The 24,091-nt window shown below is 61.2% G+C and carries 20 protein-coding genes and 1 pseudogene; 8 read left to right on the top strand and 13 right to left on the bottom strand.

Annotated elements, in window-relative coordinates; genetic code table 11:
* The first annotated feature begins 248 nt into the window (after positions 1–248).
* Together HKK54_RS03525 and groL are read left to right on the top strand one after the other, a co-directional pair.
* On the top strand, positions 249–545 hold the full coding sequence (locus tag HKK54_RS03525) for a co-chaperone GroES (protein ID WP_003208599.1): 297 nt from the start codon (positions 249–251) through the stop codon (positions 543–545).
* A gap of 50 nt (positions 546–595) precedes the next feature.
* Entirely contained in the window at positions 596–2,239 is a 1,644-nt protein-coding gene (gene groL, locus HKK54_RS03520) for a chaperonin GroEL (protein WP_003208597.1), read from the top strand.
* 70 nt (positions 2,240–2,309) lie between these two features.
* On the opposite strand, the gene HKK54_RS03515 is transcribed toward groL, so the two are convergent.
* The 5 genes from HKK54_RS03515 to HKK54_RS03495 all read right to left on the bottom strand — a co-directional run bounded on the left by HKK54_RS03515 (position 2,310) and on the right by HKK54_RS03495 (position 8,627).
* A complete protein-coding gene (locus HKK54_RS03515) occupies positions 2,310–3,737 on the bottom strand; it encodes a glycosyl hydrolase family 8 (protein WP_169386162.1) in 1,428 nt (475 codons plus the stop codon).
* A gap of 117 nt (positions 3,738–3,854) precedes the next feature.
* On the bottom strand, positions 3,855–5,150 hold the full coding sequence (locus HKK54_RS03510) for a sensor histidine kinase (protein WP_169386161.1): 1,296 nt from the start codon (positions 5,148–5,150) through the stop codon (positions 3,855–3,857).
* Entirely contained in the window at positions 5,140–5,838 is a 699-nt protein-coding gene (locus HKK54_RS03505) for a response regulator transcription factor (protein WP_169386160.1), read from the bottom strand. The genes HKK54_RS03510 and HKK54_RS03505 overlap by 11 nt, the downstream gene beginning before the upstream one ends.
* A gap of 74 nt (positions 5,839–5,912) precedes the next feature.
* Positions 5,913–6,623 (bottom strand): phosphatase PAP2 family protein, encoded by a 711-nt coding sequence (locus tag HKK54_RS03500; protein WP_169386159.1) that lies wholly within the window; start codon positions 6,621–6,623, stop codon positions 5,913–5,915.
* Positions 6,624–6,677: 54 nt separating this feature from the next.
* Entirely contained in the window at positions 6,678–8,627 is a 1,950-nt protein-coding gene (locus tag HKK54_RS03495; protein ID WP_169386158.1) for an LTA synthase family protein, read from the bottom strand.
* Between the two features lie 201 nt (positions 8,628–8,828).
* Between HKK54_RS03495 and colR the strand changes: the two genes are divergently transcribed.
* The 5 genes from colR to HKK54_RS03470 all read left to right on the top strand — a co-directional run bounded on the left by colR (position 8,829) and on the right by HKK54_RS03470 (position 12,602).
* Positions 8,829–9,512: a two-component system response regulator ColR gene (gene colR / locus HKK54_RS03490; RefSeq protein ID WP_003175870.1), complete on the top strand. Its 684-nt coding sequence runs from the start codon at positions 8,829–8,831 to the stop codon at positions 9,510–9,512.
* Positions 9,502–10,782 (top strand): sensor histidine kinase, encoded by a 1,281-nt coding sequence (locus HKK54_RS03485; protein ID WP_169386157.1) that lies wholly within the window; start codon positions 9,502–9,504, stop codon positions 10,780–10,782. Before colR ends, HKK54_RS03485 begins: the two co-directional genes overlap by 11 nt.
* Positions 10,783–10,970: 188 nt before the next feature.
* Positions 10,971–11,651: a class I SAM-dependent methyltransferase gene (locus HKK54_RS03480; RefSeq protein WP_003208584.1), complete on the top strand. Its 681-nt coding sequence runs from the start codon at positions 10,971–10,973 to the stop codon at positions 11,649–11,651.
* Positions 11,652–11,655: 4 nt separating this feature from the next.
* Entirely contained in the window at positions 11,656–12,372 is a 717-nt protein-coding gene (locus HKK54_RS03475; RefSeq protein WP_029615863.1) for a lipopolysaccharide kinase InaA family protein, read from the top strand.
* The gene (locus HKK54_RS03470) at positions 12,372–12,602 is read left to right on the top strand and encodes a hypothetical protein (protein ID WP_010170008.1); all 231 of its coding nucleotides are present in this window, start codon (positions 12,372–12,374) and stop codon (positions 12,600–12,602) included. The genes HKK54_RS03475 and HKK54_RS03470 overlap by 1 nt, the downstream gene beginning before the upstream one ends.
* 920 nt (positions 12,603–13,522) lie before the next feature.
* On the opposite strand, the gene HKK54_RS03465 is transcribed toward HKK54_RS03470, so the two are convergent.
* The 3 genes from HKK54_RS03465 to HKK54_RS03455 are packed head-to-tail and all read right to left on the bottom strand — an operon-like array spanning position 13,523 to position 17,146.
* Positions 13,523–14,620, bottom strand: coding sequence for a DUF1513 domain-containing protein (locus HKK54_RS03465; RefSeq protein WP_169389240.1), 1,098 nt, complete (start codon positions 14,618–14,620; stop codon positions 13,523–13,525).
* Positions 14,621–14,622: 2 nt separating this feature from the next.
* Positions 14,623–15,687: an imelysin family protein gene (locus HKK54_RS03460; RefSeq protein WP_010170006.1), complete on the bottom strand. Its 1,065-nt coding sequence runs from the start codon at positions 15,685–15,687 to the stop codon at positions 14,623–14,625.
* A gap of 31 nt (positions 15,688–15,718) precedes the next feature.
* On the bottom strand, positions 15,719–17,146 hold the full coding sequence (locus tag HKK54_RS03455) for a di-heme oxidoreductase family protein (protein WP_169386156.1): 1,428 nt from the start codon (positions 17,144–17,146) through the stop codon (positions 15,719–15,721).
* Between the two features lie 139 nt (positions 17,147–17,285).
* Here HKK54_RS03455 and HKK54_RS03450 point away from each other — a divergent pair, with 139 nt between their 5' ends.
* Complete coding sequence (locus tag HKK54_RS03450) at positions 17,286–17,849, top strand: NAD(P)H nitroreductase (protein WP_010170004.1); 564 nt, start codon at positions 17,286–17,288, stop codon at positions 17,847–17,849.
* Here the strand turns inward: HKK54_RS03450 and HKK54_RS33915 are convergent.
* From HKK54_RS33915 to HKK54_RS03430, 5 genes and pseudogenes are all read right to left on the bottom strand, one after another.
* Positions 17,846–18,601, bottom strand: coding sequence for a methyl-accepting chemotaxis protein (locus tag HKK54_RS33915; protein WP_442962329.1), 756 nt, complete (start codon positions 18,599–18,601; stop codon positions 17,846–17,848). The two genes, HKK54_RS03450 and HKK54_RS33915, sit on opposite strands and share 4 nt — an antisense overlap.
* Positions 18,602–18,703: 102 nt before the next feature.
* Positions 18,704–19,843 (bottom strand): annotated as a pseudogene (locus tag HKK54_RS33910) (PDC sensor domain-containing protein); the annotation flags it as partial.
* A gap of 263 nt (positions 19,844–20,106) precedes the next feature.
* Positions 20,107–20,508: a YbaN family protein gene (locus HKK54_RS03440; RefSeq protein ID WP_169386154.1), complete on the bottom strand. Its 402-nt coding sequence runs from the start codon at positions 20,506–20,508 to the stop codon at positions 20,107–20,109.
* A 171-nt stretch (positions 20,509–20,679) separates the two neighbouring features.
* The gene (locus HKK54_RS03435) at positions 20,680–21,288 is read right to left on the bottom strand and encodes a biliverdin-producing heme oxygenase (protein WP_169386153.1); all 609 of its coding nucleotides are present in this window, start codon (positions 21,286–21,288) and stop codon (positions 20,680–20,682) included.
* 130 nt (positions 21,289–21,418) lie between these two features.
* Positions 21,419–23,998, bottom strand: a complete 2,580-nt coding sequence (locus HKK54_RS03430; protein ID WP_010170001.1) for a TonB-dependent receptor — start codon at positions 23,996–23,998, stop codon at positions 21,419–21,421.
* Between the last annotated feature and the right edge of the window lie 93 nt (positions 23,999–24,091).

The raw sequence follows: 24,091 nt of genomic DNA, 5'->3' as shown, positions 1-24,091 counted from the left end.
TCCCCTCACTGGCACGGCACCTTCGGGTGCCGTGTGGCTTTTAAAGACGCCCCCGACACAAAAATTTTCATCTCTGCACCCTTGTAATAAGCTTATGCGCCCTTATGTAACGGTCACCGCAAGGTTTCTGGTGGCGACACCAGACAGACTTCCGCGTTTCGCACCGCGAACCGCGACCGGCACCGCCGGAATTTAACTAGCCGGAATTGACACCGGCCGATGAAAAACACAATTAGGAGAGATCGACAATGAGCAAGCTTCGTCCTCTGCATGACCGCGTCGTCATCCGTCGCAGTGAAGAAGAAAAGAAAACCGCTGGCGGTATCGTTCTGCCAGGTTCGGCTGCTGAAAAAGCCAACCACGGTGTGATTCTCGCTGCTGGCCCAGGCAAAACCCTGGAAAACGGTGAAGTACGTGCGCTGGCTGTGAAAGTGGGTGACAAGGTTGTTTTCGGCCCTTACTCCGGCAGCAACACTGTGAAAATCGACGGCGAAGACCTGCTGGTAATGGCTGAGAACGAGATTCTCGCTGTTCTGGAAGGCTGACTTCCCCGCTCATCTTCCCGTTACTACAAAGTATTTAAGGAATATCGATCATGGCTGCTAAAGAAGTTAAATTCGGCGATTCCGCCCGTAAGAAAATGCTCGCCGGTGTCAACGTCCTGGCTGACGCAGTAAAAGCGACCCTGGGCCCTAAAGGCCGTAACGTGATCATCGAGAAGAGCTTCGGCGCTCCGACCATCACCAAGGACGGCGTTTCCGTCGCCAAAGAAATCGAGCTGAAAGATCGCTTCGAAAACATGGGCGCGCAGCTGGTCAAAGACGTTGCCTCCCGTGCCAACGATGACGCAGGCGACGGCACCACCACCGCCACCGTTCTGGCTCAGTCGATCGTCAACGAAGGCCTGAAAGCCGTCGCTGCCGGCATGAACCCGATGGACCTGAAACGCGGCATCGACAAGGCGACCATCGCCATTGTCAAAGAGCTGAAGTCCCTGTCCAAGCCATGCGCTGACACCAAGGCAATCGCTCAGGTCGGCACCATCTCGGCCAACTCCGACAGCTCCATCGGCGACATCATTGCCGAAGCCATGGAAAAAGTCGGTAAAGAAGGCGTGATCACCGTTGAAGAAGGCTCGGGCCTGGAAAACGAACTGTCGGTTGTTGAAGGCATGCAGTTCGACCGTGGCTACCTGTCCCCGTACTTCGTCAACAAGCCAGACACCATGACCGCCGAGCTCGACGGCCCGCTGATCCTGCTGGTTGACAAAAAGATCTCCAACATCCGTGAACTGCTGCCAGTTCTGGAAGCTGTTGCCAAAGCCGGCCGCCCACTGCTGATCGTTTCCGAAGACGTTGAAGGCGAAGCCCTGGCGACCCTGGTTGTGAACAACATGCGCGGTATCGTGAAAGTGGTTGCTGTTAAAGCACCTGGTTTCGGCGATCGTCGCAAGGCCATGCTGCAGGACATCGCTGTTCTGACTGGCGGTACCGTTATCTCCGAAGAGATCGGCCTGAGCCTGGAAAGCGCTACCCTGGAACACCTGGGTAATGCCAAGCGCGTCACCGTGACCAAGGAAAACACCACCGTGATCGACGGTGCTGGTGTTGAAGCTGACATCCAGGCACGTGTTACCCAGATCCGCGCTCAAGTGGCTGATACCACTTCCGACTACGACCGTGAAAAACTGCAAGAGCGTCTGGCCAAGCTGTCCGGCGGCGTTGCAGTGATCAAGGTTGGCGCGGGTTCCGAAGTTGAAATGAAAGAGAAGAAAGCCCGCGTTGAAGACGCCCTGCACGCTACCCGTGCAGCCGTTGAAGAAGGCGTGGTACCTGGCGGCGGCGTGGCACTGGTTCGCGCTCTGCAGGCTATCTCCGAACTGAAAGGCGACAACGCTGACCAGGACGTTGGTATCGCTCTGCTGCGTCGTGCGGTTGAAGCACCTCTGCGCCAGATCGTTGCCAACTCCGGCGACGAGCCAAGCGTAGTCGTCGACAAGGTCAAGCAGGGTTCGGGTAACTTCGGTTACAACGCTGCTACCGGCGAATACGGCGACATGATCGAAATGGGCATCCTGGACCCGGCTAAAGTGACTCGTTCGGCTCTGCAAGCGGCTTCGTCGATTGCCAGCCTGATGATCACCACTGAAGCAATGATCGCCGAGATCAAAGAAGATGCTCCAGCTGGCGGCGGTATGCCAGACATGGGCGGTATGGGTGGCATGGGCGGCATGATGTAAGCCAGCCTTACCCCGATACTGAAAAACCCCGCCTGCAGCGATGCAGGCGGGGTTTTTTTATGCGCGCAGGTCAACTGACGCCGCGACGCCCGAGGAGTTTCTTGAACATGAAACCACGGGCCAGCATCAGGTGCGAGGCGGGCGGCAAAGATGCCACGGGTCCCGGTGCCGCAGTGCCGGATGACGGAGGGACAGGCACGTTTGCGGTTTTTTTGAGGGGCGCCGGTTGGGGCCGCTCCCAATGGCCGGACATGACGACCATGCCCAGCAGTTTGAGGGTGTTGCCGTAGTAGTCATGGTCCCGGATGGACTGGTGTTGCAGGTTGTCCCAGATGTTATTGAGCCACAGCTGATTGTCGGGGCTGATCATTGCGCTGACCCCGAGTGCCGCCACAAAGGCCGGCTCATTCTGCGCTTCATCAATGGTACTGCCGTCGATCCGGTAACCACTGTTGAAGTGACCCGGCTCATCGTGAGTGGTGGCGCGTGCCCAGCGGTTGAATGTGGTCAAGGTGTACAGCGCGCGAGGGTCACCGTACATCAGGTAATCCAGGCCGATGCGCCACGGGTAACGGGCGGCATTCCACGCGTAGGCTCCGTCGTATTTGCCTTCCACCAGCTCGGGCCGCGCCGGGGTGAGCGAGGTGTCCAGGTGGCTGATAAAGTCCGGCACCAAAGCACTTTTGGCACTGTAGCGCTGGGTAAAGGTGCTGATGATCGAATAGGTCTTGTCGCGAACCGCCTGCCAGCGTTTATCCCCGGTCATGGCGAAAAAGCTGTAGAGGTGCGACTGCATGAAGTCCGAGCTGCGAGTCGTGTACTCCAGCTCTGCATCGCCGTCGGTACCGGCCCAGTCGCCGAGCATCAAATGGTGGGTCCTGGGGTGCACCTCGTGTTTCATGATCGCCGCCATGACCGTGTTGGCCTCGCTGCGATAGTCAATCGTGCCCTGGCTGCCCCATTTCTGGTCGGCCAGCAGCAGGGCGTAGGCGATGTCCAGGTCGCCGTCGGTGGCGCTGACGTCGCCGCGAAAGGCGTCGGTGGAGTCGCCGCATCCCTCGATCTGGTTCCAGGCCATCAAGCCGGGATCGGACGCTGCCGGGTGATCCTGGAAGTAGCGCACCATGGCGTCGAAGGTCTTTTGCGCGTCGTCATCGTAGTCCGCCATCATCACCGTGAGCAGCATGCCGTAACCATGGGCCTCAGACACCGTGATCGTGCCGGGCGCAGTGCCACCGCCCACCGGTTTGTGGTCGGCGTTGACCTTGACGAAAAACCGGCCGCTGCCGCATTCGCTCGACAGATACACCGCCTTCCAGTCCTTGTAGAACGTGACCAGTTGCTGATCCATGATCGCCTGGGACTGGCGATTGGGCAGGATGGTGCCGGGGTAATAGGGCGCGTGGACACTCTGGGCCGCGAGGCTGCCTGACCATGAACCGGCGGCCATGCACAGTGACAACACCAGCGTAGGCAGATGCCGTTTAAGGTGACGCATGAAATGACTCTCCAACCTGATCCAAAGGGCATGGACTCAGGATGGCGCGTGCGATCCTGAATCAGGTCGCGAGGTTAGCGGCAGCGGGGAGGTTCCACTGTCACAGGCTGTAACAGCCTAACCCGGGCGCAGCGCCAGGGTCAGGGTCAGGCGTGCACCGCCCAACGGGCTGCGGGTGATCGACAGTTCCCCACGGTGCCAATGGCTGGCGCGTTTGGCCAGCGCCAGGCCCAGGCCAAACCCACTGGGCTCGTCGCCGCCCATGGCCAGGCGCACGAAGGGCTCGAAGATCTTTTCGCGGTTTTCCGGCAGCACGCCGGGGCCGTCATCGTCCACATGCAGCACCAGCTGTTGGCCCTGAGATGAAGCGCTGACATTCACCCGTTCGCGGGCGTAGGTGATGGCGTTGCTCAGCAGGTTACGCACGATCAAATGCAGCAGGGCGCGATCACCGATCAGCTCCAGGTCGGCCGGGTCGGTGTCCAGGGTCAGCAAGCGATGGTGCCCGTCCAGCAGGGCGAACTCCTGTTGTAGCCAGTCATGGATATTGATCGGCTCATGCTGCAGGTCACTGGGCGCATCGGCCAGCCGGGCAAAGGCGAGGCTGGCGCGAACCAGCGACTCCAACTCCTCGATGTCGGTTTGCAGGCGCTCCTGCAGGCGGGTGCGGGTGTCGGGGTCGGCACTTTTGCTCAGCAGCGCCAGGGCAAACCGCATCCGCGCCAGGGGCGTGCGCAGTTCGTGGGACACCGCCTGCGAGACCTCCCGGTGCCGCTCGCCCATCGACGTGATGTCCTGGGCATGCTGGCGCAAGGTCTGCTGCAACGGTGCCCATTCCTGGCTCATCGCCGGCAGCAGCGTGTTCGGCGTGCGGGCGAGGGTAGCAATGCTGGCGTTGAGGGTGTTGAGGTCGTGGGTGTACTTGCGCCGGGCACGCAACGCGATCCAGAGAAACAGCACCACCGGCAGGCCGGCGACACAGGCGGTCACCCAATACACCGGATATTGCAGCAGGTCTTTCACTTCGGCGGTTCCCCACATGGGGCCGAATTGAATCACCGTGTCGTCGTCCAGCGGGAAGTAGGTGACGTCCTCATCACTGTTCTGCGCGGGCTGATGGTGGTCGAGCATGACCAGGGCTTCCGGCGGCAGCTCAATATCATCTTTTTTCACCAGGCTGACCGGGTACTGAAAGCGGGCTTGCAGCGCCTCGATATGCGCCTCCCGCTGTTCGGCGGGCAAGGCCTTGAGTTGTTCGGCCACCAGATAACCCGGGCCGGCCATCAAGCGCAGAAAACTGTAGTCGCCGACAAACACTGCTGCGTTCGTGCACAGCCACAACAGATAGAAGGTGAGGGCCGCCCAGCTGGTGCCGGCGGCGATGGCCATCCACGGGCGCACTTTAGACAGCATGCTGGGCCCCCGGCGGGATTTCGACGAACAGGTAACCCTGCGCCGTGATGGTCTGGATGGTCACGGGGCACTCAAGGCTCATCAGTTTTTTGCGCAAGCGTGACACCCGCATGTCAATTGAACGATTCAGGCCGTCGTACTCCAGGCCACGCAGGCGCTGGAGCAGTTTTTCCCGGGTGAGCAATACGCCGCAATGGCGGGCGAAGATGGCGAGCAACTCGAATTCGGCCACCGAAAACTGCAAGGGCGCCTCGCCAAGCCAGGCGAAGTGGTTGTTCAGGTCCAGCCGAAACGTGCCCCACTGATAGTAGCTGCGGGGTGCCTGGGGATGGCGGCGCAGCAGCGAGCGGATTCTCGCCAACAACAACAGCGGGTCGATCGGCTTGACCACGTAGTCGTCGGCCCCGGCGGCAAACCCCACCAATTGTTCAGCGTTCTCGTCCAGGGCGGTCATCATCAGGATCAGCCCGGGGTAATGGTCGCGAATCTGTCGGCACAGGGTAAAACCGTCGATGCCCGGCAGCATCACGTCGAGGATCAATAAGGCCGGCTGCTCATCGCGGATGCGTTGGGCGGCGCGGTCGCCACGGTGTTCTACCGCCACGGTAAACCCCTCGGCGCGCAGGAACTCGGCGGTGAGCGCCGCCAGGGGCAAGTCGTCTTCGATCAGCAGCAGGGTATCGGACATGGCTCAGCGGGATCATTGCCAAAAAAGTGCGCAGAGTGTTGCGCCCTTGCCCCCGGCGAGGCAAGGGGTGTTCATCAAGCGGTTGCGGCGGGGCGGTACAGCAAAAAGTAATACGCTCCCAAGCAAATCAGCCAGCTGAAAATCGCCGTCCACACGTTATGGGAAAGAAAGTGCGCGCCTTGCATGGTGCGGCTCACCGAAAGCACCGTGCCCAGCCCCAGCGCAAATATAAAAGCCCAGCGCGCCATTCGTGGCCGGCGATCCCGCAGGGCAAAAAACAACGCAAACAAGGCAAACCCGGTCGCCGCATGCCCACCCGGCCAGCAACGGCCCGGCTTGTCGGTAGGCGGCCTGGGGCTAAGCAGTTCGCTGTAAGTCTCCTGGCCGCCAAACTCCTTGACGCTCCACGGGCATTGCACCGCGGTTACCGTCTTCAAGGGTGAGACAAACGAGGTGGCCAGAGCCAGGGACAGCACCAGGCAGCCCAGCTCCCGACGATAGGGCTTAAGCCGTTCAACAATAAAGGCTCCTGCAAACCCGGCGATCGCCAGTACGGAAAACACGATCACCATCTGTTTGGCGCGATCGTGAAGAATGTCTTCGAGAAAAAAACTGTGCCGGCCCACAAAGCCGCCTTCGGCAGCGTTGTAGAACAGTTTGGCCACGTCCATGTCCAGCGATGTCAGCTCCAGCAACAGCATGACCACCGCCAAAACGGCTGGCACGCCGAGACCGAGCCAAAAGTTGAGGGGTTTGGAAACCGGGCGAACAGCGATTGCGTGCATGGTGAACTCAGATTCTAAAAAAAGCCCCGGGCAGACCTGGCCGGGGCTTTTCGGTTAGCGTGCGCTCACCTGGGGGACCTCGTCCTTGGGCGCCCTCCAGCTCAGCAACTGTTGTTTGTAGCCGTAACTGGCGCCCTGGTAGTAGGTAATGGCCCGCTGGATCAACGGGTCATCGCTGCCAACACGGGACTCATGGCTGTCACCCAGCGCCTGGTCATGGCGGCGCAGGCCCTGGCGTGGGCTGAGGATCGCGAGGTCATTACCGTCGAACAAACCCAGGTACTGGTAATTGCCGACCACTACCCGTGGCGGCAGCGGGTTGTCTTGCAGCAGGTTGCGGCCAAAAAACGTCGACTCATAGCTCAGGTTCAACAAGCCCAGCAGCGTCGGCGCGAGGTCGATCTGGCTGGCCAGCTTCGCGTTCTCGGCGGCATCAATCAGCTTGGGCGCGTAGATGAACAGCGGGATCTGATAATTGACCATGGGCAGGTCTTCCTTGCCCGCGCTGCCTGCCGTGTGGTCGGCGACGAAGATAAAGATGGTGTTGTCGAACCAGGGCTTCTGGCGCGCCGTCTCCAGGAACTGGCCGATGGCGTAGTCGGTGTACTTCACCGCGCCATTGCGCCCGTCGCCGGATTTGATATCAACGCGGCCTGCCGGATAGGTGTACGGGCGGTGGTTGGAGGTGGTCATCAGTTGCAGCAGGAATGGTTGCTGCTTGGCATAGTCTTCGTCCGCCAGTTTCAGCGTCTGTTTATAGAGGTCTTCGTCGGCCATGCCCCAGGCGTTTTTGAAGCTGATTTCCGCTTCGGGCACGCTGCTCTGGTCGACCACGCGGTAACCGTTGCCGCTGAAAAACGCGTTCATGTTATCGAAGTAGCCACGGCCGCCGTAGACAAACACGCTGTCATAGCCGATGGCGTTGAGCTGCTGGCCCAGGCTCCCGAAGCCGCTCTCCCGGCCGATGCGCTTGACGATGGAGCGTCCCGGCGTTGGCGGAATGGCCAGGGTGATGGCTTCCAGGCCTCGGTCGGTGCGGGTACCGGTGGCGTAGAAGTTATTGAAGTACAGGCTTTGCTTGCGCAGCGCGTCGAGGTTGGGCGTGAGGTTATTCGGGTCGCCGTTGCTGCCCATGTACTTGGCGCTGAAGCTTTCGATGGTCACCAACACGATATTGGGTTTGCGCAGCGTGCCCGGGTTGGTAATGGCGCGGCGGATATCCAGCGGATCAGTGCCGATAAACCGTGCGTTCGGCTCGCTGAGTTCGGCGCGCAACTGCTTGGCGACCACATCCGCCGGGAGGCTCTTGTAGAACTGGTTATAGTCCAGCTCGTTATTACGGAAGGCGGCGAAGAACTGATACGGGCCGTTGCTCGCCAGTTCATTGTTGTAGGCGTTACCGCCCTGGCTGCGCGGGCTGTCCTGGTTGATCAATTGCAGGCTCAGGCCGGCCACCACCAACAAACCGAGTGCGTTGAGCAGGCGCTTGCGCATCGCCGGCAACGGCGCATTCATCGCCGCGTTGAACGGTTTACGCAAGGCCACGCTCAAGACGATGGCCATCACCGCCAGCAGGCTCAGCAGCTTGCCGATCGGATAGGACTCCAGCAGGTTGTTCAGCACCTCTTTGGAGTAAACCAGGTAATCCACGGCAATAAAGTTGAAGCGCACGCCGAACTCGTCCCAGAACAGCCACTCGGCGACGCTGGTGAAGAGCATGGCGAACAGGCTGACGGTGAGTACGGCTTGCAGGAACCAGCGATGGCCCCGGCGACGCCACAACCCCGGCGGGCACAGCAGCAGGTACAGGCCCAAAGGCAGCGCAGCATAGGCGAGGAAGCCGAGGTCGTAGAGCAGGCCTACGCCAAATACCGGCAGCAGGTTACCGCTTACTTCGTCCAGGTGGGTCACCAGCAGCAGGAGGCGGGTCAGTAGAAAAACAACCAGCCAGGCACCGGTCACCAACAGCAAATAGCGCATTGGCGCCGTTTTTGGAAAACCCATGTCAATGTTCCTTATTTTCGATGGGCGCGATCTTCGCGCTGACACTGTAGTCAGGTTGTGAACCTATAGTGAAAAACTCGTTAAGTCCTGCAATCGGTTGAAAACAGTAATTGACGCGGCCTTCAGCCCTAGCCGTGAGCCATACTTGGCCTTAAGCTGCGCGAGCCAACACGGCCGTTACCGCGTACGGAGACACTGCCCATGCGAATTTTATTGGTTGAAGACAACCGCGATATTCTGGCCAACCTGGCCGATTACCTGGGGCTGAAGGGCTACACCGTAGACTGTGCGCAGGACGGTTTGTCGGGCTTGCACCTGGCTGCAACCGAACATTACGACCTGATCGTGCTCGACATCATGCTGCCCGGCATTGATGGCTACACCCTGTGCAAACGCCTGCGTGAAGACGCACGCCGCGACACGCCGGTGATCATGCTCACCGCCCGTGACCAACTGGATGACCGGCTGCAGGGCTTCAAGTCTGGCGCCGATGACTACCTGCTCAAGCCGTTTGCGCTGTCGGAATTGGCCGCACGCATCGAAGCGGTGCTGCGCCGTGCCCAGGGCGGCGGTCGCCGTGCCTTGCAAGTCGGTGACCTGAGTTACGACCTCGACACCCTGGAAGTCACCCGCGAAGGGCGCCTGCTCAAGCTCAACCCGGTCGGCCTGAAGCTGCTGGCGGTGCTGATGCAAAAAAGCCCTCACGTGTTGCGCCGCGAAATTCTCGAAGAAGCCCTGTGGGGCGATGACTGCCCTGACAGCGACAGCTTGCGCAGCCATGTCCATCAACTGCGTCAGGTGATTGATAAACCCTTCGCCAAACCGTTGCTGCAAACGGTGCACGGTGTGGGTTATCGCCTGGCCGAGGGTCGTGATGGAGTTTAAGCAAAGCCTTGCCCAGCGGATCATCATTGCCTTCGCCTTGATGAGCGCATTGGTGGCGGGGGCCTTCGCCATGGGCATCGTCGCCACAGTGCACCTGGTGGAAGAAAAACTCATTTCGGCAGGCCTTGGCGGTGACTTGCAACGCCTGCTGCTGATGGACAGCGTCGAGGACTGGAGCCACCGTCCCGAGCCGGACCAGCTGTTCTACTTCAGCGGCGGCCCTGGCGATTTCGAGCTGCCCAAAGACTTGCGCCACCTGGACGCCGGTTTTCACGAGGTATTCCGCGAGCAGCTTTCCTACCACGCGATGGTCGAAATCGTCGACGGTCGCCGCTATGTCCTGCTGCAAGACCAGAGCGATTTCGAAGAGCGCGAGCGCGTGCTGTTTGCCGTGGTGCTGGTGGGGTTTGTGCTTAGCCTGGCGCTGGCGGTGTTCCTCGGTTGGGTACTGGCGCGCAAGGTCATGGCGCCGGTGGTGCGCCTGGCTCGCCAGGTGCGCCATCGTGACCAGTTACTCGGGCTGGCGCCGCCCCTGGCCCCGGACTATGCCGCGGATGAGGTCGGTGAGTTGGCGGTGGCCTTCGACGCGACCCTGGGCCGCTTGCGCCAGGCGTTGTCTCGGGAGCAGCTGTTTACCAGCGACGTCAGCCACGAGTTGCGCACCCCGCTGATGGTGCTCGCCAGTTCCTGCGAACTGTTGCTGGAGAACCCGGCGATTGATCAGCGCGGCCGCAAGCAGGTTGAGCGCATTGCGCGGGCCAGTGAGGAAATGCGCGAGCTGGTTCAGACCTTCCTGATGCTGGCCCGTGCCCAGCGCGAAGAGGCGGGCATGTCGCCCCAGGCCAACCTGGCGCAGGTGGCCGACGACCTGCTGGGGATCTGGCGTGAGCCGATCGAGCGCAAAGGCCTTGAACTGATTTATCAGCCCGGGGCACCGTTGGACACCCGCTACAACGCGACCTTCCTGCACGCGGTGATGGGCAACCTGCTGCGCAATGCACTGCATTACACCGAGCAAGGCTTTATCCGCCTCACCCTGGAGCCGAGTGGCTTTGTGGTGGAAGACTCCGGCGTGGGAATTCCCGAGGACAAGCGCGAAGCGATGTTCGAGCCGTTTGTGCGCGGCAGTGAAAAGCGCGGTGAAGGCCTGGGCCTGGGTTTGTCGCTGGTCCAGCGCATCTGCGAGAACCAGGGCTGGAGCGTCAGCCTCAGTACCATGGAGCCCAACGGTTGCCGTTTTCACGTCGAGTTGAGTCAGGTCAAACCCTGATGCCTGCCCTGCCGCTACCCTGCGGCAGACTCCTCGATTTTCGCCGAAGATGGCACCATGCCACGACTTGTATCTGCAAAGTTTTGTAATGTATACGATTCGACAGGACAAGTTTTTCACAATGTGTTGACCTGTTGATCACAGGATTCTGCTTAAGGTTGTAGGCATCAGTAACTGGAGACCCGTTGATGCCTACTCCGATCAAGCTCGAATTTTCCGAAAAGTACGACGATCAGCACGCGCAGAATTATTTGCTCAAACATCAGGACAATCTGGCTCGCCGGTTGTCCCACAAACGCGACGAGCAATTGGCGCGTGGTGCGCTGGCCATGGCCGGTGAGCCTGGCCTGGTGCTGGACTTGCCGTGTGGGGCCGGGCGTTTCTGGCCATTACTGGCAGAAAAGCCCAACCGCGTGATCATTGGCGCCGACAATTCAGCGTCGATGTTGAAGATCGCCACCGTCGCTCAACCGGCGGATGTGGTGAAACGGGTACGCCCCTTGCAGACGTCTGCCTTTGATATTGATTTGCCCGACAACGCAGTCGACAGCATTTTCTGCATGCGCTTGATGCACCACATTGGTGACCCCGAGCACAGGCTGGCAATACTGCGCGAATTTCAGCGTGTTACCCGCGACAGCGTGATTATCTCGTTGTGGGTGGACGGCAACTTCAAGGCGTGGAAACGCAAGCGTGCCGAAGTGCGGCGTCGCAAGAAAGGTGAGCAGGAAGGTTACCAAAATCGGTTCGTGTTACCGGCTGCTACTGTTGAGGCAGAGTTTGAACAGGCCGGTTTCCGTGTTCAGGAATCTCTGGACTTCATACCGCTCTACGCCATGTGGCGAGTGTATGTATTGCGCAAGAGGTAACAGGATGGCTGTCGAGTGTTTAGCAGGTAGTGAAGTAGCTCCCGAAGAGCGATTTGATTATTTCTGGCGCCAGCAGGGCGAGTGGGTCGAGGAACCCAATCGTCGTCGTGGCGGTGAAAGTGGTGTGCAACGGGTTGTGGGCACCAATGGTCGTTTGCTCTACAGCAAGCGCCAGACCGGCCATATCTACCGCAGTTGGCTCCATCCTTTTGGACGCCCCACTGTTTTACGTGAGCGCGATGCCCTCAAGGGCCTGCGTTTGCTGGATGTACGCGTGCCGGAACTGGTGTTCTGCGAAGCCCGCCGCGACCCTGAGCACCAATGGAAAGCGTTGTTGGTGACGGCGTCGCTGGACGGTTTCGACGAGATCGAAAACTGGTACGCCGCCGGTGGTCGCGAGCAGTATGGCGAGTTGGTGCATGAGCGCCTGCTCAAGGAACTGGCCGGTACCCTGGCGCGGATGCACAAGGGCCGTTGGCAGCATGGTTGCCTGTATATCAAGCATATCTTTGTGCGGGTGACGGGCGAGGGTGATGCGGCCAAGGTAGAAGTGGCGCTGCTGGACTTCGAGAAGTGCCGCCAGCGGTTGACCGCGTTTCGGGCGGCTCGGCACGACATGTTGCAGTTGCGTCGCCATTCGTCGTGGAATTCTACGGACTGGAAAAAACTCAGCTACTTTTACGAGACGGCGTTTGGCAGCGCTATCAAAGGTTTAACGTAATGAAGCTAGAAATTGCACGAGGTTTGTTTCTGTTGGGGGCGTTGGGCATAGCTGCCCTGGCCCTGGCTGCCTGGGAGCAGCCCCGGACACAAGTCCTCAGTGCGGTGCAGGGTGTCGGGCAGCAGTGCCCGATGCCGCGGATCGCCAAGGTCGGTGTCACGGCCAAGCCTGATCATGAGTTGTTGTTATTCATGTTCGGGATGTCCCAAGGGATGAGGCCACAAAGTTGAAGAGATTGAAGCCCAAATAAAAGGCCTCGCTGGTTCGAGGCCTTTTATTTGGGCTTGGGTTTTTGGGGGTTGGGTGTATATCCGTTTCTTCGGTAACGGCCGCTATGGGTTCCGCTCTTACAGCGGCTCACTTTGGAAAAGCCCCAAAGTAAGCAAAGGGCTCTGCCCCGCCTGTCGGCACCTCGCTTAGGCTCGGTGTTCCCTCACTCCGGCATTGCTCCGCGGGCCGCCGCGACGGGGCGTCCCTGCCCCGTCGCGGCTAAACCGGCGTCCTGCCGGTTTACCCGCTCCTCAATCCCTACGTTCGGCCTCGGGCTTATTGGGGCAGTCAGAGCCAGATCAAGATCAAAAGCAAGAGCACAGCGGCCTACAGGCCGGCTTGAGTGGTAGAAGCCAGATCAAAAGCCAGAGCAAAAGCCAAAGCGAAAACCAAATCTGAAACGGATGCAGCTCTGCTTTTCTGTGGGAGCTGGCTTGCCTGCGATGCAGACAACTCGGTCTCTCAGGTACACCCAGTTGATGCCATCGCAGGCAAGCCAGCTCCTACAGTTGGACCGTGCCCGCTGTAGATTTTGATCTTGCCTTTGCTTCACACCACTCAAGCCGGCCTGTAGGCCGCTGTGCTGTTGATCTGCTTTTGATCTTGATCTTAGGCGCCCCGTTAAACCACGCTGGCCGAACGCAGGCTTTGGAGCGTGGGTAACCCGGCAGGACGCCGGGTTAGCCGCGCTGGGCCAAGGATGGCCCATCGCGGCGGCCCACGGTCCAAAGCCGGAGTGAGGGCACACCGAGCCTAGGCGAGGTGCCGAGTGGTGGGGCAAGAGCCCTTTTGGTTACTTTTGGGGCTCTTTTCCAAAAGTGACCCGCTGTAAGAGCGGAACCCATATCAGCCCTGACCGCAGCAACGGATATACCCCCGATCAAACCAGATGCAGATGGTTATCCCAAAGCCCCGCCGGCAACTCCAGCGGCTTACCCACCAACGGCACCTGCCGACAATCATAAAACCGGCAACGCCCCTGACCGGAAGTCACCACAAACCCGTCCGCCACCGCGCCCACCCCGGCACAGTCCGGCAACGGCCCGTCCAGCAGCAACTCAGCGCTGTCCATGTTCCAGATAAAGAACCGGTTCCCCCGGGGCGCCGTCAGCGCCACCAGTCGCAACTCACTGTGCACCGCCACACTGGCCGTGTAATGCCCCATGGCCTGCAACTGCTCATCCGCCACCGGAAACGCCACAAACGCCTGCCCCGGCCGTTTGATCGCCAGCAACTCCGAGCGCTCATGAGACGCCCCCATAAACTGCTGCCCGGCGAGGATCGTACCGTCGCTGGCAATCCCCATATGCCGCACGCTGTTCATCTGCTGGCCCAGGGTCTCCTTGCTCAACAGTGTCCCGTCGCGCTGCATCAGGACCAGGCTCGGCTCCATGGCATTCAGGTTCATCTCGACCCGGCTCTCGGCCTCGGTACGAATCCCGCCGTTAGCCACCACCAGCGTCTCGCCGTCTGGCATCCACGACACCTGATGCGGCCCGATCCCATGGGTAGAAATCTCGCCGGTGTGCACCAACCGCTCACCCTCAAACCGATACACGCCCAGCAAGCCGCGACCCGGGTCGGAGGTGTCGTTCTCCGTGGCATACAGCCACTCGCCGTCCTTGTGAACCACCGCGTGCCCATAGAAGTGGCGATTGGCCTTGGAGGTGATGGTTTGCAGCAGCGCCCCGTCCCGCAAGTCGATCAGGTAGCTCTCGGTGCCCGGCCGACGGGCGACAAACAGCGCAATCGGCAGTGTCGGGTGGTTGATGATGTCGTGGCAACGCTGGCCGACCTGGGTGGCAAACACCTGCTTGCCGTCCAGGTGGAAGCCGACGGCGTAGTGCTTGCCGTCACTGTCATCCCGCGCCGAGAGCAGCAGCGGGCTTTTGCCCTTCTGCTTGAACAGCGTCCAGCCACCCAGGGTGATTGCACTGAGCAGCACGCTGCCGATCGCCAAAGCCTGTCGCCTGAGCATCATCAGTCACCGTCGTTGGCGTTAAAGCCCAGTTGGATGCCCAGCGCCTTGGCCAGTTCGCCTTCGTGCAGGCGGTGGACCACGTTGAGGCTGTCGTAGATATCGTTGAGTTGCTGGCGCCCGGCATCGTCGGCCAGCAGTTCGTTCAGCGAACGCTGGTTGCTGGCGAACAGTTTCAGGGACGCGGCATACGCGGCGTCGATCTTGTCAGCCAACGGCTTTTGATCGGCCGGCAACAGGCCGCGCAGGCCTTTGTTGTCGACGCCGACCCAGACGGTCTGGGCGGCAGCCAGGCTGGCCTCCAGGCTTTGCAGGGACGACTGGCTGCGCCACGCATCAGCCTGGAACGGCTGCGGGATGCCCTTGGTCTGGCGGCCCATTGGCGTGCCGAGTTTTTTCTTCAGGGTGTCCAGCGCGGTCACTTGGACCCGCAGCAGGTCGGCGATGGCTTCGTGGGAATCGGCGTAGCGCTGGTTAGGAAACTTGGTCATCTGCGCCAGCATGCCGTCGGTGCTGTTCCAGCTCGAGAGGATTTCTTCGGCCAGCAGTTTCTGGCGCTCGCCAATGGCCACCAGCAGCGGGCAGTAACGGGCTTTTTGCGTCTCGTCCGCCAGGTCAGTCTTGGCGTCGTAGAGGATGTATTCGTAGGCCGACAGGCCCTGCACCACGACGCTGGATTTGGCCAATGCGGCGGCGTCGATCTGCGGTTGGGCGCTCACCAGTTGTTCGACCTGACGGCCCACCAGGTTTTTCTTGTCCGGCCAGAACTGCACCTGCCACGAACGGTTGCCCTCGGCCAGCGGGCCGATCAGCAACGGCTGCAACTCGGCCCAGGCTTTTTGCGCGTGCAGGAAGTCGGCGCGGGCGGTCTCCAGGCTTTCCTTGCCCTGGCAGTAGGCCAGGGCGCTGACGGCCAGTTGGCGGTCGGCTTCAACCCAGCGGCTGTAGGTCGGCAGGATCACTTGCTTGGCGATGGCCGCCGAGGTCACCGCTTGCGGGTCCTGGGGCGAGCACGCACCGAGGGCGAGGGCGGCCAGGCTGGTGAACAACAACTTGGGACGGAACATGTCGAGCTCCCTTCTGTAATTAGGACAAAGCTTATAAAGAATTCAGAAATGCCAGCAACGCGGCGCGCTGTTCGGCATTGAACGACAACACATGCTGCTGCGCCGCCTGGGCTTCTCCGCCGTGCCACAGCACGGCTTCCATCAGGTTGCGGGCGCGGCCGTCATGCAAGAACTGGGTGTGGCCACTCACGGCTTGCGTCAGGCCGATGCCCCACAACGGCGGCGTGCGCCAGTCGCGGCCACCGGCCTTGAATTCGCTGCGGTTATCGGCCAGCCCGTCGCCCATGTCGTGCAACAGCAAATCGCTGTAGGGGCGAATCACCTGGTTGGCCAATTCAGGTTCGGCTGCGGTGGGCGCCGTGGTGAATTGCGGGGTGTGGCAGCCCTGGCAACCGGCCTGGTAGAACAGGTTTTTCCCGGCCAGCACTTGCGGTGCGTTGACGTCGCGGCGGGCGGGCACGGCCAGGTTGCGGGTGTAGAACAGCACCAGGCGCAGGATGTTGTCGCTGACCTCAGGCTCGCCATCCGGGCCATTGCCGTTGGGCGCCTGTTTGCAGGCCACTTGTGCATCGGTGCAGTCATCGAACGGTCTCAGGGACGTGGTGAGGCCCATATCACCAGAGAACGCGTGAACATTTTGTTGATTGAGGTTCGGCTGCCCGGCTTTCCAGCCAAATCGACCGAGGACAGTCTTGTGTTGCGCATCGTCCCAGACCCAATTCGCCCGTCCGACGAGAGCTTCCTTGTCGGCGGTTTTCGGGTCGGTGTTGCGCAGGATGTCGGCGTCTGCAATCGCTTCCAGCAGCCCCAGGCCGATCATCGGCGGTGCAACCCGGGCCGAGAACCGCGTGTCGGGGTGCATCGGGCCGTAACCCAACTGGGTGATTTGCAGCGCCGGCTTGCGCAGTTCGACCACGGTGCCGTCCCTGAAGCGGACATTGACCGGTGTGTAGTCGACCCGCACCTTGCCTTCCGGCGCGACGCCGGGTACGGCCATGTCTTGCAATTGCCCACCGTAGACCGGCTCGGGGACTACGCCCAGTTGCTCGATGACCTTGGCATAGGGCGGCGCATCGGGAATCGACAGGCGCACCAGCATCGACACCGCGTTGGGCGCATCGGGCAGCGGCGGATGACCTCGGCCGTCCTTGATATGGCAGTTCTGGCAGGCATTGGTATTGAACAGCGGCCCCAACCCGTCGCGGGCGGTGGTGGTGGACGGTGCAATCACCCAGGGGCTGCGGAAGAAACTGTTGCCCACGCTGAAGTCCAGGCGCCGGGTGGGCGACAGGTTGGCCGAAGGCAGCGAGAAAGCGTTCTGGTCGGTCTTCCTCACCGTTGCCGCGCCACCGGCACGTGCTTCGCCCGGCTCCGCTTTCGTGAATCGCGGGGCGTCATCGCAGGCACTCAGGCTCAGGGCCATCAACAGTGCAGACAGGCGAAGGGGCGAACGGGACATCAGTCTTCCTGAACGTAGGCTGAAAATAAGGCCGCAAAGTCTAACAGGGCAGGGCGGATTGAATAAGAGCAATTATCGTTTGGTGGTATCCGATTCATTCCCGCTAGAATGGCTGCACATTTTTCTCTGGAGGTGGCCAATGCAGGCTCTCGACGCTTTGCTCAACCGTGTTTCCGTGCCGCGACTGCTGGACCCGGCACCGACCCAGGAGCAGCGCGACCTGCTGTTCGCCGCCGCCATGCGCGCCCCCGACCACGGCCAACTGCGGCCTTGGCGCTTCCTGACAGTGGAAGGTGCGGCACGTGAGCGCATGGGCACGCTGCTGGCCGAAGCCGCCCGTCTGCAAGACGCCGACGCGCCCCAGGCGTTTATCGACAAGGCACAAAATGGCCCGCTGCGTGCGCCGTTGGTGGTGGTGGTGATTGCCCGCCTGCAAGAACACTTCAAGGTGCCCAAGTCCGAGCAGCGCCTGGCAGCGGCCTGCGCGGCCCACGGGATTCTGCTGGCGGCGTACGCCCAGGGGATCGGCGCGGTGTGGCGCACCGGCGAGTTGTCGTACTCGGCCCACGTCGCCAAAGGTTTGGGTTTGACCGGGGATGAGGAAGTGATTGGCTTCCTCTACCTGGGCACCCCACAAAACCCGCCGCGTACGGCGCCGAAGGAAGACCTGGCGCCGTTCGTGGCCGCCTGGACCGGGGCTTAAACCCGAAACTGATCTATCAGCTTCATCTGTTGGCTGGCCAGGGCATTGAGTTGGCTGCTGATGGAGGCCGATTCGGTGGCCTGGCCGGTCAGGGTTTCGGTCACGGTGCGGATCGCCGAGACGTTGCGGTTGACCTCTTCGGCCACAGCACTCTGCTGCTCGGCGGCGCTGGCGATTTGCAGGTTCATGTCGCTGATTACCGTCACCGCGTCGCTGATCTTGCCCAGCGCTTGCACGGCCTGATGAATCTGCCCGGCATTGTTCTGGGCCTGGTTCTGGCTCGAATGCATGGTCGCCACCACCCCGCGGGTGCCGGTCTGGATGCGTTCGATCACCAGGCGAATCTCCTCCACCGAATCCTGGGTACGCTTGGCCAGGTTGCGCACCTCGTCGGCCACCACCGCAAAACCGCGCCCGCTTTCCCCGGCCCGCGCCGCTTCAATCGCAGCGTTCAGGGCCAGCAGGTTGGTCTGTTCGGCAATGCTGCGGATCACTTCCAGTACCGAGCCGATCTGTTCGCTGTTCACCGCCAGGGCTTCGACTTCGGTCACGGCCTTGCTGACTTCTTCGGCCAGGGTGGTGATGTCGCGGGTGCTGCGTTCAATAATCTGCATGCCTTCACGGGCTGACTGGTCGGCGCCCCGGGCAGCGCTGGCGGCGTTTGATGCGCTGTTGGCCACGTCGTGGGCGGTGGCGCTCATTTCATTCGAGGCCGTGGCCACCTGGTCGATCTCACGGAACTGCACCTGCATGCCTTCACTGGTCTGGCGCGCGATTTCCGAAGACTGATCAGCGGTGCCACGGGCTTCGGTGATGCTTTGCTTGATCTGCGCGATGGTCGGCTGCAGCTTGTCGAGGAAGCGGTTGAACCAGTTCACCAGTTCCCCGAGCTCATCCTTTTTTCCGTAGGCCAGGCGTTGTGTGAGGTCACCGTCGCCGCTGGCGATTTCCTTGAGCATGGCGGCCACGCTGTTGATCGGCCGGGTCACGCCGGTGGCCGTCAGCCAGATCAGCAGCAGGCCCAGCAAGCCGGCGGCTGCGCCCACCAGCAACGCCTTGACGGTGCCACTGGCCTGGGCCTTGTCGAGTACGGCCTGGAGTTTGTGGGCATCAGCCAGCAGCACTTCCTTGGGCAGTTTGATGACGATGCCCCAGGATTTTGCGTCGGCAATCGGCTTGACCGGGTACACCGCGCGGATCGTGCCGTCTTCCTCGCGGATCTTGCGAGTATCGTTGGCCAACAGTTGCACAATCTCCTTGCCTTCGGCCCCGAGGGTGTCGATCAGGTTCTTGCCGACTTTGGCAGGTTCGCCGCTGTAGCCGGCGATCAGGCCCGTGCTGGAGAGAATCTCCAGGTGCCCGGCACCGTCGAACAGCTCTTTTTGCGCCGCATCGGTCGCGGCTTGCAGGGTGTTGAGGGCAAGGTCGACACCCACCACGCCAATCACTTTTCCGTCGACCAGCAGCGGCAGGGAAATGGTGGTCATCAACACCGGTTTGCCGGCCACCGTGTCTTCATACGGGTCCAGCAGGCAGGTGTTTTTGGTGTCTCGCGGGCAGGTGTACCAGATGTTGTAGGGCGTGCCGCTGAGGTTGAGGGTGGTCTTGGTCAGGTCCTCTTCGACCATCACCGTGTTCAGGCCCTCACCCCCGGCGCGGCTCCAGTAGCTGGAAAAGCGGCCTTTTTCGTTGGACACACGGGCGGCATCGTTGACGAATTCGCTGTCTTTGCCATCGAGCGCGTTGGGCTCGAACGACAGCCAGATGCCGAGCACCTTGCTGTTGCGGTCGAAGGCGGTTTTCAGGCTGTGGTTGAGTTCTTCACGCAAGGCCCCAGCGTCCAGCGAGCGCTTGCCGGCCAGGGTGCGCAGGTCCTTGATCTGGTCGGCGAGGGCGGTGACCACCAACAGGCTTTCGCCGAAGGTCTTTTGCAGTTGTACGGCTTGTTCGGCGGCCTTGGCCTGCAACAGGTTCTGCACGCTGTCGGTGAGCATTCGCGAGCTTGAGTCGCTGATCAGTTGGTCGTTCTGGTTGGTCTGGTAGAGGTTCACGCCGACCACCAGCGCGATCACCCCCAGCAGGCAGAGACCGGACAACAGCACGATTTTCAAGCGAATGGAGAGGGTGTCGAACATAGGTGTACCCGCGAATGGACTTATTAGTATGCAAGCTCACGCGAGTCCATTCGGCGCTATGCCCGGAACATCGGCTTGGGCCGGCGGTTCATGAGCGGGAGCCGATGAGCGGTAGGCGGGTGTCAGGCGGGTTGCGGAAGGCGTTCCGGCCGTGACCAGATCCACAGGTTGCCCATGCTCATTCCGGCGATGGCCAGGTAGATCGGCCAGCCGTGTTCGAGCATCACCAGCATCAGGCCGGCGCACAGCAACATGCTGATGGTGGCGCTGACCTTGGCGCGGCGGGCGATGATTTTGCCGTTGCGCCAATTGAACAGGATTGGCCCGAACAGCCGATGGTTTTCCAGCCAGGCACTCAGGCGCGGGGAGCTTTTGGTGGCGGCCCAGGCGGCCAGCAGGATGAACTCGGTGGTGGGCAAGCCCGGTACCACAATCGCAATCAAGCCGATGCCCAGGCTGACGTAGGCCAGCAGGCCGAACAGGACGCGGGCGATTTTGGACGAGGATTGGGTTTTGCCGGTCATTTTAGTGGGGCTTGCAGGGTGGAGTGGGTTGCAGATTATAGAGACTGGCACCCGATCAACTGTGGGAGCTGGCTTGCCTGCAAATGCAGACAACTCGGTGCATCAGGTACACCCCGTTGATGCCATCGCAGGCAAGCCAGCTCCCACATTGATTGGGTTTCTACAGAAAAATCAGGCCAGTTCAGGGCTGGTAGCGTACGCCTGTTCCAGCAGCACGGTGAAGCGCACGAACGCATCAACTGCGCCTTTTTCCACTTCGGCTTCTTCCTCGGCGCTGAATTCCAGTGCGTCGAGGGTGCGGGTGAAGCTTTTCCAGCCTTCAGCGCGACCGCCTGCCGGTTCGCCCAGGTGACGGGCACCGAAGGTTTCGCTCAAGCCAAGGCCCACGGCACGCTTGATCAGGAACGCGGCGCCCAGCTTGGAGCCTTCGGACACGAACAGCCAGCCCAGCGCTTCGGCCTTGCTCGGGTTGTTCACGGCGCCGGCCACCGGGGCGGGTACTTCGGTGTCCAGGTCGCCCAGGTCCAGTTTGGCCGCTTCGGCACGGCAGCGTTCGGCCAGGTCAGGGACGATCTTGATCAGTTCGGCGTCGTTGTACAGCGCCACCAGTTCCGACTGGAACAGGTACTGCGCGACCACGAAGCGGGCGAAGTTGGCTTGAGTTTCAAACGGGGCGTGGGCCTTCACCAGAGCGTCGAGCTTGGTGTGCGGCTCGTTGGTGATCTGGTTCAGGCGTTGGGAGCGCAGGCTTGGGCGTTCAGCAGTAGAAGAAGCGGTCATGAAGATGTCCTTGAGAGGGGAAGCGTCTGGTTGCCAGGCTGTTATGAACTAGACGAACCAGAAGACGCGTCACAGTAAAAAATCCGCACCCCGGCGGAGATTAAATTCCGCCGGGGTGCGGCTCCATGGGTCAGATGTCCCAGATCAGGTTGATCGCAAAGTTGCGGCCCGGCTGGGTAAGGCGGTCCAGGTTGGCCGGGCCGGTCACGCCGGCTTCGCCCACGCTGTCGTAGCTGCGCACGTCATCCCAGTTCCAGTATTTCTTGTCGGTCAGGTTGTACAGGCCACCGTTGATGGTCACGTCGTGGGTGACCTTGTAGAAGCCGGTCAGGTCGACGATGCCGAAGCCCGGGGTCTTGAACGGGCCGTTGGCGCTGTTGCCGTCGGGTGCGAAGAAGGTGGTGCTGTCTACGCGGTCCTGTTTCTTGACCAGGGTCCAGCTGACCAGGGCGCCGTAGTTTTGCTGGTCGTAACCCAGGCCGAACACGCCCTTGAGCGGGTTGACGCTGTTCAGCGGTTCGCCGTTGTCGTCATTGCGCCCGTAGGTGTAGGCAATCGAGCCTTGGGTATACAGGCCCTGCGGTGCGCCAAACGCGTCGAGGTTCAAGCGGCCCTTGGCCTCCACGCCCTTGATGGTGGCGTGCTTGATGTTGTTGGCTTCGAACTGCTGGACGGTGCCGCCGGCGACGGAGGCGTCTTCATCGATGAAATCACGGTACTTGTTGTAGTACACCGCCACGTCAAACGAGCCCGAGTCGAAGTTGCCGCGAATCCCGGTTTCAACACCGCGGCTGCTTTCCGGCTTGAGGTCCGGGTTGGGTTCCACGGTGTAGCCCTGTTGCAGGTTTTCAAAGCGGCCATACAAGGCTTTGGCCGACGGCGTGCGGTAACCTTCGGCGTATTGGCCGAACCAGGTGTATTGCTCGGTCAACGCGTAAGTGATGCCGAACTTGGGCGTTACACGGTGCCAGTTCTTTTCCGAATCGCTATGGTCGTAGATGCGTGTCGGGTCAACGGTGTTGAGGAATTCCTGAGTCAGCTTGGGTTTGAGCTGGATGTAGTCATAACGCACGCTGGGCAGGAAGGTCCACTTGTCCCAGGCGATCTGGTCCTGGGCAAACAATGCATAGGAGTTGATGGTCGGGTCGGGGAAGTCGCTGGCCTTTTTCACGCTGTCGGAGGCCGACGGGCTCGGGGCGCCGATGGCGGTGCAACCTGCGCCGACCGCCAGGCAAGTCGCGGAGCCTTCACGGGAGCCGGTGACTTTCTGCTGCTTGAGGGTGGTGCCATAGGTCACGACATGGTCGGTTTCGCCGATGCTGAAGGCCTTGTCCAGTTGTGCGTCGAAAACCCACTGTTTCTCTTCGTACAGTGTGTCGCGTGTGCGCAATACCTTGCGCGATGGCTGGTAGATTTCTGCGGTGGTCTGGTCGGTCTTGGCAATCTGGTAGTTGAGGCTGGTCTTGATGTGATCGGCAATCGGCGAGTCGAGGGCGAACTTGTTCTCGATGCCGAAACGCTCACGGGTAATGGTGTCGTTGCCCGTACGGCCACGATAGAAGTTAAAGCCCTGGCCACCGACGAACGGGCCGCCCACCGCGTTTTTCAGGTTGGTGTCGCGGTCATCCTTGAACTTCTCGTAGGTCAGGCCCAGGCGGTTTTCTTCACCGTAGTTCCAGCCCAGTTTGGCCAGCACGTTGGTGGTGCGCGCATCTTCCGGGTTGGCGCCGGTACGGGCCAGGCCGGTGGCGTTGTTGCCGTCGTAGGACTCCATCTCGTGGCCGTTGCGCTGGCTCAGGTGCAGCAAGCCGTCGAAGTCCTGTACGCGACCGGCGACGGTGCCGGAGGTCAGCCAGCTCTCGTCGGCGGAGCTGTAGCCGGTCTTGAGGCGGGCGCCGACATCCTGGCCGGGCTTGATGATGTCGTCCGGGTCGAGGGTGAAGTAGCTCACCGCGCCACCGATGGCGCTGCTGCCGTACAAGGCCGAGGCCGGGCCGCGCAGGATCTCCACGCGCTTGACGATTTCCGGGTCGACGTAGTTGCGGCGGGTCTTGGCGTAGGGGCCGTTGAAGAAGTTGTCCGGCACCTCGACACCGTCCACCTGGGTCAGGATGCGGTCGCCGTCGATCCCGCGAATGTTGTAGCCGGCATTGCTGGAGCGGGTACCGGCACCACCGACCGAAACACCCGGCTCGTAGCGCACCAGTTCACGGATGGTGTTGACGTTCTGGCGGTCCAGTTCTTCGCGGTCATGCACCGTCACGGTACTGGGCACGCTGTCCACGGCCTGTTCCTGGCGGGTGGCGCTGATGGTCATTTGTTGCAGGGTGATGGCGCCGGCAGCGGCACGCTTTTCCAGGACGATGTTGTTATTGCTCAGTTTGCGATAGCCCAGGTTGGTCCCCACCAACAGCCGGTCCAGGGCTTTATCCGCCGGCAATGAGCCGCGCACGCCAGGGGACGACACACCCTGGCCCAGTTCGGCGGGCAGGCCGATTTGCCAGCCGGTCACGGCGGTAAAGGCGTTCAGTGCCGAGACCAGGGATTGCTGTTCGATGCTGAAACTGTAATTGCCCTGGCTGCGGGTGGCAGGCTCTGCGGCGCTGGCGACCATGACGGGCGCACCGGCCAACAAAATGGCGGCCGTCAGCAGGGACAGGCCCTGGCGGCGAACGGGCGAAGAGGACCGGCGGTTGAAACGAGAGGACATCGAGAGCGCTCCGGAAGGTACGAATCTTATAGGTGCGACACTGAATCAAATAGGAATCAGTTGCATTGGCTATAACGAGACGTACCGTCGCGG

The sequence above is a fragment of the Pseudomonas sp. ADAK13 genome (assembly GCF_012935715.1).
In the GTDB taxonomy this organism is placed as follows: Bacteria; Pseudomonadota; Gammaproteobacteria; order Pseudomonadales; family Pseudomonadaceae; genus Aquipseudomonas.
Note: the sequence above shows the minus strand (reverse complement) of the source record. Positions and strands in the feature narration are given on the sequence as shown.